The sequence below is a fragment of the Thermosynechococcus sp. PP555 genome (genome assembly GCF_031583225.1).
In the GTDB taxonomy this organism is placed as follows: Bacteria; Cyanobacteriota; Cyanobacteriia; order Thermosynechococcales; family Thermosynechococcaceae; genus Thermosynechococcus.
Window position 1 is genome coordinate 2,450,885 of sequence record NZ_CP134168.1, and the last position, 12,298, is coordinate 2,463,182.

Here is a 12,298-nt window from a genome sequence, read left to right on the forward strand (position 1 = left end):
AAAGTTTCAAGTCTATGCTGCATCCGCGTTTAGCCGCTGCCTTTGAGCAGCGTTCTGTTCTCAAGATTATTAGTGGCCTCAACAATTTTGATCGCGATCGCGTGCGGGCGGTGGTGACTGCTGCCGATCAGGGGGGTGCCACTTTTGTGGATATTGCTGCCGACCCTGAGCTGGTGCGCCTTGCCAAGGAACTGACGACACTGCCGGTCTGTGTGTCTGCGGTGGAGCCATTACAACTGCTAAATGCCGTTGCTGCTGGTGCCGATCTGGTGGAAATCGGCAACTACGATAGCTTCTACGCCCAAGGGCGGGTGTTTAGCGCTGAGGAAGTGCTGGTATTGACGCGCCAAACGCGCGAGTTGTTGCCCCAAATCATGCTGTCGGTCACAGTGCCCCACACGCTGCCCTTGGATCAACAGGTTGCCCTCGCTGAGGCCTTGGTGGCCGCCGGCGCCGATGTCATTCAAACCGAAGGGGGAACCAGTAGCCAACCCCACCACAGTGGCACGTTGGGTCTCATTGAAAAAGCAGCCCCGACATTGGCGGCAACCTACGAAATTTCCCGCGCCGTTGCGGTGCCGGTGCTGTGTGCTTCGGGGCTTTCGACAGTGACGATTCCCTTGGCGATCGCTGCTGGGGCTGCGGGTGTCGGGGTCGGCTCTGCCGTCAACCAACTCAATAGTGAAGTGGCCATGGTGGCCAGTGTGCGTGCCCTCGCCGAAGCAGTCAAAGGTGCCATCGCCCTCCACCGCTAAGCCTGTGGTGAAGCTCTCCCGATTGGCTGTGGCCTGTGCTAACCGTCTCTTTGAGACTGCCGGCGATCGGGAGCGTTTTTTAGAGGCTCTCACCACTCCCCCGCCCTACCCTGCCACGGTGCTGTGGTGTCGCGAGCCAGCGTCTCCCTTACCCTTTGAGCCATTGCCGCCACTTTCTTGGCAGCCCCCTTGGGTGAGTCGCTTTGCCCCCGGCAGCCGTACCGGTCAACACCCTCTCCATGAGGCCGGGGCTTATTATTGCTTGGATAGCTCATCGGTGTTTGCGGCGGTTCCGCTGCTGACGCTGCCCCAAGAGCCGTCATTGGTGATTGATGTGTGTGCGGCGCCCGGCGGCAAGAGCCTCTTTGCGTGGCGATCGCTGCAACCCCGCTACCTCATCTGTAATGAAACCATTGGCAAACGGGTGGGGATGCTGATTAGCAATCTCAAACGCTGTCGAGTGCATCCAGTGGGCGTCACCGCTTGGGATAGTGAAGTGCTGGCTGCTGAGTTCCAAGGCGCTGCTGATGTGGTGATTGTGGATGCTCCCTGCTCTGGGCAATCGCTGCTGGCCAAGGGGCAAAAAGCTGAAGGGTGTTTCCATCCATTGACGATTCGCCACAACCAACGGCGGCAAAAACGCATTCTCGCAACTGCAACAGCCTTGGTGCGCCCGGGGGGATGGTTGCTCTATAGCACCTGCACCTTTAGTCAGGATGAAAATGAGGATGTGGCGGCTTGGCTGATGGCAAGGTTTCCGCAGTGGGTTCCTCAACCTGTGGCGGCACTAGCGGCCTATCAATCCCATCTAGCAGCCTTTCCCTGCTATCGGCTGTGGCCCCACCAAGGGGAAGGAGCGGGCGCCTTTACGATCCTCTGGCAGCATCAGGGGTCTGGGGAAGCCAATCCTTTACCGCAATTGGCTGAAGGTTGCGCCTTGGGCGATCGCTGGCGCTGGCAATCGAATTCCCAACCGGCATAGGTAATGGCAGCAACGGCATTTTGATCTAAACACCGCCCGAAAATGCGACTACCGGCGATCGCGTCCTGACCCATTAAGGTAGCTCCCAGCAGTTGTCCTTGGCGGTTGATCACCACTTGACCCAAGCTCTGACCCTCGGAACTAAACTGCTGAATCTCCCACAGTTGAACGGGTTCCCTGAGGCGTTGCTGGGCTTGCCGCGCATTCCAACCGACGCGGGCAATGGGAACAGGTAGGGCAATCCACCACGGTTGACGGTAGTAATCAAGGGGCAGGGATTTTCGCTGTAAAATCTGGCGGGCGATCGCAAAGGCCTCAAAGTAGGTCAGGGAAGGCAAATGGTACCCCCGCTGCCAACCGCCACAGGCATAGACTTGGGGATGACTGGTGCGCCCTTGGGAATTGATCCGCAGCCACCCTTGAGCATCTCGCTGGAGGCGGTGCAGGTTCAAAGGAGTTGGATCGGGGGCTTTGCGCCTTCCCAGTGGGGGAACCCCTAGACCGAGGCCACTCAGGGCAGCATGCAGGCGATCGTTGAACCACGCATCTTCTGTGGCCACAAGCGGCAGACCTTGTGCATCGGGATGCGAGGCTTTGCCAGACCAGTGGTGCCAACAGGCCAGCTCAATCCTGCTGAGGGCGTCCATATCCTGAGCATCCATTGCCGCAGGCGCATCAAGGAGGAAATAGCCTCGCGCATAGAGGCGATCGCCCCCCACCTGAAAATGACAGCGGGGCTGCCAGACAAATTCCCCCGCCCCTGTGATCACATCGACCCCCACCAATTCCAAGACCCTAGGGGCATAGCGACGCTGTCCGTGGCTGAGGTGGGCTTGAAAGTGCTGCCACTGCTGAGTATCCAATCTTTGAGGGGGAAACTGCGACAGCCACCAGCGTTGCCACTGCCATTGCCACTGCGCATCAGCGGCTGGGATCACTAGGCCAATCCGCCCCAAGGCCGCACACCGATAGGCAATGTCCAATGCCAAAGGACTCGCCGCCACAATCAGCAAATCATACTCAAAGCGCATAGGAAATTAAGATAGAAACGACGACACTGGCAGCTCCTATGAAGCCCATCCGCACGTTTAACGTTCGTCCTCACCTGCCGCAACGTTTGGAACCCCTGCGGGAACTGGCCTACAACCTCTACTGGACGTGGAACACGGAGGCGATCGCCCTCTTTCGCCGTCTCGACCCAGAACTGTGGGAGCAAACCAACCACAATCCCGTCGCCCTGTTGGGACGTATTCGCCAAGATCGCCTCTTGGATGCGGCGGCCGACAACGGCTTTTTGGCACAGATGGAGCGGGTGATCAGCCAATTTCAAGAATATGCCCAGCCTGTGCAGACGTGGTACCAGCAAACGCGCACGGACGCGCCTCCCGGCGAGTGTATTGCCTATTTTTCCCTTGAATTTGGCTTGACAGAGTGCCTGCCGATCTATTCTGGGGGGTTGGGGGTGTTGGCAGGGGATCACCTCAAATCTGCTAGTGACTTGGGACTCCCTTTGGTGGGGGTGGGGCTGCTCTATCAAAAGGGCTACTTTTCGCAGTACCTCAGTGCCGATGGCTGGCAGCAGGAACGCTATCCCAGCAATGATTTTTATACCCTGCCCCTGAAACTCGTCACGACTCCCCAAGGCCAAGAACTCCGCATCCGGGTTGATTACCCCAATCGGGACGTGCAAGCACGGATCTGGCAAGTTCAGGTGGGTCGGGTTCCCCTTTATCTTTTAGACACAAACCTGCCAGAAAACAGCGCCTACGATCAGCAGATCACCGATTACCTCTATGGCGGCGATATGGATCTGCGCATCCATCAGGAGATGCTCCTAGGCATTGGGGGAGTACGCCTGCTCCACAGCTTGGGGTTGCGGCCAACGGTCTATCACATGAATGAGGGGCACTCGGCCTTTTTGTCCCTAGAGCGGATTCGTCAACTGATCACCGAAGAGCAGCTTACCTACGATGAAGCCTTGCAGGTGGTCAAGGCCAGCCAGTTGTTTACCACCCATACCCCCGTGCCTGCGGGGATTGATCTGTTTCCTGCCGATAAGGTGACGTACTATGTCGGCCACTATGCGGAGGCCTTTAACCTTTCGCAGCAGGAGTTTCTCTCCCTTGGCCGTGTGAATCCGGGGGCTTTTCAAGAACCCTTTAGTATGGCGAACCTAGCCATTCATACCGCCAGTTTTGTCAATGGGGTGAGCGCGCTCCACGGTGAAGTCTCCCGCCAAATGTTCCAAGGCCTGTGGCCCAATCTGCCGCCGACGGAGGTGCCGATTACCTCGATTACCAATGGCGTCCATGCTCGCAGTCGCGTTTCTGAACCATTGCAATACCTGCTGGATATTTACCTTGGGCCGCAGTGGTCTGATGCGCCCTTGGCGGATCCCCTCTGGTCGCGGGTCAGCAGTATTCCCGATGAGGAGTTGTGGCGTATCCATGAGATTTGCCGCTATCAGTTGGTGATGTTTGTGCGATCGCGCCTACAACGGATGCTTGAAGAGCAGGGCGCCTCTAGTGCTGAATTGACGCAAGCGGCAGAAGTGCTGGATCCGACCGCCTTGACCATTGGCTTTGCCCGTCGCTTTGCTACCTATAAACGCGCCACTCTCTTTTTGCGGGATGTGGAACGGCTGCGGCGAATTTTATTGGGCTCAGTACCGGTGAAAACGGGGGCGAAGCAGCGGCGGCCGATTGTCCAGTTTGTGATTGCGGGCAAGGCGCACCCCAAGGATAACCCCGGCAAAGAACTGATTCAGGAAATTATTCACTTTACGCGCCAAGAGGGCATGGCCAACCACATTGCCTTTATCCCGGATTACGATATGCACGTGGCGAAAATGATGGTGGCAGGCTGTGATGTTTGGCTGAATACCCCTTTGCGGCCTCAGGAGGCCTCCGGCACCAGCGGCATGAAGGCGGCCATGAATGGCTTACCCAATCTGAGTACCTTGGACGGTTGGTGGGACGAGGCGGACTATGTGAAAACGGGTTGGGCGATTGGCCACGGCGAAACCTATGACGATCGCCACTATCAAGATCTGGTGGAAGCCAATGCGCTCTATGAACGGTTGGAGCGGGATGTCATTCCCCTGTTTTACGATCGCGATGAAAATGGGGTGCCGCGCGGCTGGGTGCAAAAAATGAAGGCAGCCCTTGCTCTCAATACGCCTCAGTTTAACACCGCGCGAATGGTGCGCGAGTATGCCCATCGGGGCTATTTCCCCGCCAGCGATCGCTACTTTACGCTCAAGGAAAATAACTATGCTGCAGCCAAGGAACTGGCACGCTGGAAAGCCCATATCTTTGAACACTGGTACTCAATTCAGATCATCAGTGTTGAAACCTCGGCTGAGCACAACCTCGAAGTCAATGAAATAGTTGAAGTCAAAGCTGTGATTGCCCTCGGTGCGCTCTCCCCCAATGACGTACAGGTGATTTTGTTCCAAGGGCGGGTGAATGACGCCGGTACCCTAGAGGAGGCTTGTCCTACCCTGATGACGTTTGTGGGTACCACCCCTGAAGGCTATAGCCTGTACACCGCCGAGATGAGCTACGACACGAGTGGCCACCAAGGCATTGCCCTCCAACTGCTACCGCGCCACGTCTATCTGAGTCATCCCTATGAAATGGGACTGGTCTTGTGGGCTTAGGAGAGAATCAGGTTGCGATTAACGGATCAGCAAGTGCAGCAAATTTGCCAGATAGTGGCGGCGCTGGTGGGTAGCGAGGCTGAGGTGTGGTTGTTTGGTTCGCGGGTGGACGATCGCCTGAAGGGCGGCGATGTGGATTTATTGATCCGGCTGTCTCACCCCGTTGAGAATCCTGCCCTTGTCAGTGCTCGACTCAGTGCCAAAATCAGCCGCGCCATGGCAGGTCGTAAAGTGGATATTCTCCTCTGGGCACCCAATCTCCAGCGGCAGCCGGTTCACGATTGGGCCCAACAAACGGGAGTTCGCCTTCAATGTTGAGTCCTCAACTTCAGGAACGCCTACATCACCTCTGCCAACTGGTGGAGCGAGAAGTGGCACACCTACAGGTGACGGATCAACGCCTCTTTCAGGAGCCATTTACGGCACGGCGGGCAGCACAATTGGAGGAGGATATTGACCTAGCGGAGCGGGTGGATGCTTTTGTGGCACGCTTTGGTCGCCTTCAAGATACCCTAGGGAGCAAGCTGTTGCCCGCCTATCTGAGTGCCTTTGGCGAACCAGTGGCAACTTTTTTGGAAAACCTTGACCGTGCTGAGCGACTCGGCCTTGTGCCTGATGCAGACGCTTGGTTTACTATGCGGCAACTGCGCAATCAAATGGTTCACGACTACATTCGAGATGCAGCCATTTTAGCCACGAGTTTGCAAGCTGCCCACGAGTTTGTTCCTGTCCTGATTGAAACTGCAACTCGGTTTTGCCAACGAATAAAGCACAAATCGTTCGGCAACTCCTAGCTTTTCATCTTTATTTCATGTTTATTTCATGTGCCTTTGCCAAAATCAGCCTTAGTAACACACTGTGGTAATGCTGAATCGAATTCTTGGGTGGTCAATTGTCCAACGTTGGTTGGTGGTGCTCGGGGCGATCGCCCTGACGATTTTCGGTATTTTTCAACTGCGGCAAATGCCCCTTGATGTACTGCCAGAGTTTGCGCCCCCCCAGTGGAAATTCAAACGGAGGCACCGGGCCTAGCACCAGAGGAAGTGGAATCGCTGATTACGCTGCCCATTGAAAGTGTCGTCAATGGTACGGCAGGGGTTGAAACTGTGCGCTCTGCATCGTCTCTTGGCTTATCTGTTGTCAAGGTAGTTTTTAGTTGGCAAACGAATATCTATCAAGCACGGCAACTGATTACCGAGCGGTTGCAGGAGGTGCGCGATCGCCTACCACCTAATGCCTCACCCCAAATTTCACCGATTACCTCCCCCATTGCCACGATTTTGATGTATGCCCTTGCCCCCAAGGTGCCCACTGCCCCAGATGACACCTCCCTCATGGAACTGCGACAGCTTGTGGATCAAAAGGTGGTGAATCGCCTCTTGGCAGTGCCGGGGGTGTCCCAAGTGATTGCCTATGGTGGAGATGTGCCCCAGTATCAGGTGCTGGTTCATCCCGATCGCCTCGCCGCACAACAGGTCTCCTTGCAGGACGTGGTGGCGGGGGTGAGTGGCGCCAATGAAAATGCAGCGGGTGGGGTCATTGTCACTCCCGATCAGGAGTTAATTGTGCGGGGCATTGGTCGGGCAACATCAGTCGCTGATTTAGCGGTGGCGTTGGTGGCGCACCGCAATGGCCAACCAATTCGCGTGCAGGATGTGGCAACAGTCACGAAAGGGCCTGCCTTAGCGCGGGGAGATGGCAGTGTCAATGGACAGCGAGCAATTATCCTTATATTGACTTCTATATCCAAGAGGGGGAAGACCATATTCCCGTGGGTACTGCTACCGTTACTGCTGATATTGAAACGCTAACGGGCGATCGGGTCACTCTACCGATGACCTATACCCCTGAGGACAAACACTACACCGCACGGCTAGCCAATCCCGTGGCAGGAGACTATCGTATTGTTCTCCTTAGCACCATCAATGGTCAACCCATTAACAGTCGTTTTCGCTTTCGTTATGAACTCAATCAGGGAGGAAGACAAGAATGATGCTACCACGCTTTATCCAACCCACCCTCTTGGGACTGGCCATGCTCTTGAGTGGGGCGATCGCCACCCTTGGGATTGCCCAGCAACGGCAAATGCCTATGCTTCATGACCACCATCACCTGCACCACAGTCCCAACCATGAGCAGGCAGACGGCTCTGCTACGACCCATATGGAACTACTGAATGCGCCCGCACCTACGCCTCAACAACCAACCACCTTTACGTTGGCGATTCGCACCCACACTGGTGAAGCAGTGACGCAGTTTGAGCGTTTTCAAGAGGCGCTAATGCACCTGATCATCGTCAGTGATGATTTTCAAGTGTTTCAGCACCTGCATCCCCGCTATCTGGGTGAAGGTCAGTTTCAAGTCACAACCCCATTGCCCCAAGGGGGAGGCTACACCCTCATTGCCGATTATAAACCCGCTGGCGCTGACGAAACGGTGGCGATGATCCCGATCGCGGCTGAAGGAACGCCGCCCGCATCGAGTACGCCAACCGCTCAAACCACCCAAGTGATTGGCACAACGGCAGTCGAACTAAAACTCCCTCAACCCCTCAAGGCTGGATCAGCGGTGGAAGTGGCCTTTCGCCTACGGGATGCTGCCACCCAGCAACCCCTTAGGGATCTGCGCCCCTACCTTGGCGAAGCAGGGCATCTGGTGATTTTGCGAGACACGACTCCCCTCGAACCTGCTGATTATCTCCATGCCCATGCCGTGGATCATCAACCTAAGGAGGTGATCCGTTTTATGACCCAGTTTCCTGTGCCCGGACGTTACAAGCTCTGGGGACAGTTCCAGCGGGGTGAGCAAATTGTTACTGCTCCCTTTTGGGTGACGGTGAATTAGGGGATTGCACGGATGAAGGTGTTGCTGCTTGAAGATGAACCGGATTTAGGAGCCGCCATTCAGCGCGTGTTGCAACGAGAAGGCTATGTGGTGGACTGGGCGCAGGAGGGGGAACTGGTTTGGGCCTACGTTGAGCAGTTGCAGGTGGACTACGGTGTTGCGATTTTGGATTGGATGGTTCCTCGGCTGTCGGGGTTGGAGGTTTGTCAGCGACTGCGTATCCACCACTACACGGTGCCCATTTTGTTGCTGACGGCACGGGATGGCCTCAGCGATCGCGTTCAGGGATTAGATGCGGGGGCAGATGACTATTTGATTAAGCCCTTTGCAATGGCTGAGTTGCTGGCGCAGCTGCGGGCTTTACTGCGGCGATCGCCCCAATTCCAACCCCAGCAATTGTGTCAAGGGGCATTAACGTTAGACTATGGTACCTTCACCCTGAGAAATAGGGCGGGTACTGAGGTGCAGTTAACCGCTAAGGAATTCCAGACCTTGGAATACCTCATGAAACGCCCCCAGCGGATTCTCAGTAGCGACCAACTGATGATGCAGCTTTGGGAAGTGGGCAGTGAACCCAGTAGTAATGTAGTGGCAGCACAAATTCGCCTGCTGCGCCGCAAACTCGCCCTCCTTGGTCAAGAGCACTGCATTGAAACCCTCCATGGGTTAGGCTATCGCTTTGTTGTCGATCATGGTTGATCATAAGCTCTTCCGCCACAGCCGCAGTCGTCTTGCCCTCTGGTATGCCCTCACCATGAGCGCTATTCTCAACGGTTGCTTACCCTACAGAAGCACAGCAAGCACAGGTGGCTGTGGGTCAAGCTCTAAATATCACTGTTGCAGGACTTCCCAATCGTGTTTTCCGCAGTCGTATTGAACTCATTGATAGTGTCGTTGATCCCGCCACGCAGCAAGTTGCGGTACGCGCCAGCTTGGCTAATTCCAGCCAAAAACTCAAACCTAGTAGCTTTGCGACTGTCCAAATTTTTGACGATCGCCAAACCCGCAATGCCGTGATGATTCCCCAGTCCGCGATCGTGGAGCCAGTCGATCAGCCCCCCCTTGTGTTTGTGCAGAATGGTACTGCCTTTGAAGCTGTCGAAGTGACCCTTGGCCAGCGAGTTGGCGATCAGGTAGAAGTGATTAGCGGTCTTTATGGGGGCGATCGTATTGTTACCCAAGGTACGATGCAACTCTATGCCCAATCTCTGTGGGGGGATACCTCAACCGCTACTTCAGACACAAAACCGGAAACAGACTCTCCACCGTGGATTTGGTTGGGGGCGGCTGTTGGGGCGATCGCTCTATTTGGGGCAGGTCTAGGTTGGCAAGCCTATCGAACACAACGGCTGAATTCCGCAGCGCATACCGAACCCTCTCAATCTTCTACCCCCACGAAGGTCAACCCTTAGAAATCGCAAAATGCCACTCGATCTTCTCCATTCTGAGGGGTTTGTGTGTCACGAGGACAGGGTGTCTGCCAAACTAGGCAAGATATTAGTTAGAGTTTTGAACACCTTGAACAGGCAGATAGTGATGCGATCGCCCCCCCCAAAAACGGTTGTTGATCTCCCCACCGTCACCCTCACCCTCGAAAGTCAGGGGAAAATGTTGACCTATTCCCTGACCCAACCGGAGCATCGCCTTGGACGCGATTACCAATGGGCGGATTTAGTAGTGCCCGATGAGCCACTCTGGTCAGTGATTTCCAACCGCCATGCCGTTTTTAAGCAACAGGGGGCAACCTACTACCTTTGGGATGGAGATGGCCATCAACGCCGCAGCACCAATGGCACGTTCTACCACCAACGCCGCATCGGCATTGAAGAGGGCTTTGCCCTTGGGGAAACCCTACGTCTAGAGATTGGCCAAAACCCCAGAAATAAGGTGCAACTACTGGTGCAGATCCAGTCTTTGGGAGCGGCGAGTCCACCTCCTTTGCCCCAGCAGCGCCGCCTTGTCCTCAAAGCCCTCAAGGAATGGCCGCTGACTTTAGGGCGCGAAACCAGCAACAGCTATCAGCATTGGCAACTGGCTGCCCCCACGGTCTCCCTACGCCATGCCAGTATTGATCGCACGGGTGCGGGTCTCTATATTTTGCGAGATTTGGGCAGTACCAATGGCACCTATGTGAATGATCAATTGCTGAGGGGACCCTACACGCTGCGCAATGGCGATCAAATTCGCATTGGCCCCTTTGTCCTGCTCTACCGCCACGAGACCTTGGAGATTACGGATCAGGGCAGCCACATTCGCATTGATGCTTGGGGATTGGAACGATGGGTGAAAACGGCTGCCGGCGATCGCCCCCTCTTAGCGGATGTCTGCTTTGTGGCGGAGCCGACGCAACTTGTGGGGATCGTTGGAGGCAGCGGCACTGGTAAATCCACACTGCTCAAGGTGTTAATGGGGCTTGCCCCTGTCCAAAAAGGCCAAGTACTGCTCAATGGTCTCAATCTGCATCGCAATATCGCTGCCTACCGCCACCAGATTGGCTATGTTCCCCAAGAGGATATTTTGCATTCTCGCCTAACCGTGGGCGAAGTCCTCAGCTATGCGGCGCAACTGCGCTTACCAGCGGATACCGATGCCCAAAACCGCAAAGCCGCCATTCAGCGAGTTCTTGAACAGGTGCAGTTAACGGGAACTGAAGATCAACTGGTGGCGAGTCTCAGTGGCGGTCAGCGCAAGCGGGTGAGTATTGCCGTTGAGCTATTGGCCAACCCCAAGCTCTTTTTCCTTGACGAACCTACCTCGGGTCTGGATCCGGGGCTAGACTTTTTGTTGATGCAGTTGCTGCGGCAATTGGCAGATGAAGAACGCACGATTGTCTTGGTGACCCATGCTACGAGTCATGTGCATTTGTGCGATCGCCTGCTGGTTCTAGGCTCGGGTGGGCGTCTTTGCTATTTTGGCTCTAGCGATCGCGCTTGTGAATTCTTTAGCCCTGATCGCCCCCTGAATTCCGTGGCTGAAATCTATGCCCTCTTAACCTCAGAAAACAGCGCCGCGTGGAGTCAAAAATTTCGCCAATCCACGGACTATCAACGCTACCTTGCCAGCCACCTCAGCATGGGGCAGCACTATGAGAGCACCAGTGTTTTGGGGGGCGAAAACCGTGCCAGTGCCGAATCCTCTCCCCAACAGCCAGCACCCCCTCACCTCTATCAATGGCGGGTGTTGTGTCAACGCCAGTGGCAACTCCTGTGGCGCGATCGCCTCAGCCTTGTCTTGAATCTGATCAGCGTCCCCATTGCCCTGCTGCTCACCCGCTTTGCTATTGATCGCTCCCCCTTTGTCCCCCAAGATCCCCCCGGCCTGCTGCAAGCGGCGCAAACCCTGCGCATTCTCTTTGTCTTTACCTGTGCCTGTCTTTGGGTGGGACTTTCTGGCTGGGCGCAAGCCTTGATCACAGAGGTGGCCATCTATCGCCGCGAACGTCTTGCCAATCTCAGTCTCTGGGCCTACATGGCAGCCAAACTCACCCTTGGCAAAGGCATGGCTTTGGTACAAACGCTACTCATTACCCTTGTGGGACTGTTGGCCTTTGGTCTGCCAAAGGGGGCGCTGCTCCCTTGGCCAGTGGGGTTTGGCATCACCACCTTCCTGACCCTGGTGGCCAGTCTCGGCTTGGGACTCCTGATCTCTGCAGCTGTAAATAACAGTGAGCAGGCCAGCAAGATTTTACCGCCGTTGCTGTTGCCCCAAATTATCTTTGCTGGCGTCCTCTTTAAGCTCACAGGGATTGCAACGGCTCTCTCTTGGCTGACGATTGGCCGTTGGACAATGGGTGCCTATGGTGCCTTGATTGACGTGAATGGCATGGTACCGCCGCCCCTCGATTTTGGCCTTTTTGAACCACCGCCTCAGCCCTTTGATCCAACACCTGTCTATGCTCCCACTTGGGGTAATCTGCTGCTAAATTGGGGACTGCTGATCCTCCACAGCCTCATTTACACGGGCGTGGCCACCTATTTGCAATGGCGCAAAGCGCCACCTTAAGGCCATCGGGGGTTGATCTTCCAACCAGAGGCAGGGTTCAACCGCATATTGACT

11 protein-coding genes and 1 pseudogene are annotated in these 12,298 nt (G+C 55.6%); 11 read left to right on the forward strand and 1 reads right to left on the reverse strand.

Translation table 11 applies throughout. From position 1 onward, the window contains the following. The first annotated feature begins 14 nt into the window (after positions 1-14). Both RHH27_RS12050 and RHH27_RS12055 read left to right on the forward strand, forming a co-directional pair. Entirely contained in the window at positions 15-755 is a 741-nt protein-coding gene (locus tag RHH27_RS12050; protein ID WP_206200330.1) for a DUF561 domain-containing protein, read from the forward strand. Next, entirely contained in the window at positions 733-1,737 is a 1,005-nt protein-coding gene (locus tag RHH27_RS12055) for an RsmB/NOP family class I SAM-dependent RNA methyltransferase (protein WP_302678380.1), read from the forward strand. Before RHH27_RS12050 ends, RHH27_RS12055 begins: the two co-directional genes overlap by 23 nt. Here RHH27_RS12055 and RHH27_RS12060 read toward each other — a convergent pair. After that, positions 1,641-2,768 carry a hypothetical protein gene (locus RHH27_RS12060; protein ID WP_302678381.1) on the reverse strand — a complete coding sequence of 376 codons (1,128 nt, stop codon included), beginning with the start codon at positions 2,766-2,768 and terminating at the stop codon, positions 1,641-1,643. The two genes, RHH27_RS12055 and RHH27_RS12060, sit on opposite strands and share 97 nt — an antisense overlap. Positions 2,769-2,806: 38 nt before the next feature. Between RHH27_RS12060 and glgP the strand changes: the two genes are divergently transcribed. The 9 genes and pseudogenes from glgP to RHH27_RS12105 all read left to right on the forward strand — a co-directional run bounded on the left by glgP (position 2,807) and on the right by RHH27_RS12105 (position 12,244). Beyond that, positions 2,807-5,398: an alpha-glucan family phosphorylase gene (glgP, locus tag RHH27_RS12065; protein WP_302677450.1), complete on the forward strand. Its 2,592-nt coding sequence runs from the start codon at positions 2,807-2,809 to the stop codon at positions 5,396-5,398. 12 nt (positions 5,399-5,410) lie between these two features. Further along, positions 5,411-5,716, forward strand: a complete 306-nt coding sequence (locus RHH27_RS12070; protein WP_302678382.1) for a nucleotidyltransferase domain-containing protein — start codon at positions 5,411-5,413, stop codon at positions 5,714-5,716. Next, entirely contained in the window at positions 5,710-6,192 is a 483-nt protein-coding gene (locus tag RHH27_RS12075) for a hypothetical protein (RefSeq protein WP_206200335.1), read from the forward strand. The genes RHH27_RS12070 and RHH27_RS12075 overlap by 7 nt, the downstream gene beginning before the upstream one ends. A 70-nt stretch (positions 6,193-6,262) precedes the next feature. Then, positions 6,263-7,209, forward strand: a pseudogene (locus RHH27_RS12080) (efflux RND transporter permease subunit). Further along, positions 7,170-7,391 carry a hypothetical protein gene (locus RHH27_RS12085; RefSeq protein ID WP_302678383.1) on the forward strand — a complete coding sequence of 74 codons (222 nt, stop codon included), beginning with the start codon at positions 7,170-7,172 and terminating at the stop codon, positions 7,389-7,391. Before RHH27_RS12080 ends, RHH27_RS12085 begins: the two are co-directional and overlap by 40 nt. After that, a complete protein-coding gene (locus RHH27_RS12090) occupies positions 7,388-8,242 on the forward strand; it encodes a hypothetical protein (RefSeq protein ID WP_302678384.1) in 855 nt (284 codons plus the stop codon). The genes RHH27_RS12085 and RHH27_RS12090 overlap by 4 nt, the downstream gene beginning before the upstream one ends. Positions 8,243-8,254: 12 nt before the next feature. Beyond that, entirely contained in the window at positions 8,255-8,941 is a 687-nt protein-coding gene (gene rppA / locus RHH27_RS12095; RefSeq protein WP_302678385.1) for a two-component system response regulator RppA, read from the forward strand. Positions 8,942-9,054: 113 nt separating this feature from the next. Then, complete coding sequence (locus RHH27_RS12100) at positions 9,055-9,654, forward strand: efflux RND transporter periplasmic adaptor subunit (RefSeq protein WP_302678386.1); 600 nt, start codon at positions 9,055-9,057, stop codon at positions 9,652-9,654. Between the two features lie 124 nt (positions 9,655-9,778). Then, a complete protein-coding gene (locus tag RHH27_RS12105; RefSeq protein ID WP_302678387.1) occupies positions 9,779-12,244 on the forward strand; it encodes an ATP-binding cassette domain-containing protein in 2,466 nt (821 codons plus the stop codon). Positions 12,245-12,298: the final 54 nt, after the last annotated feature.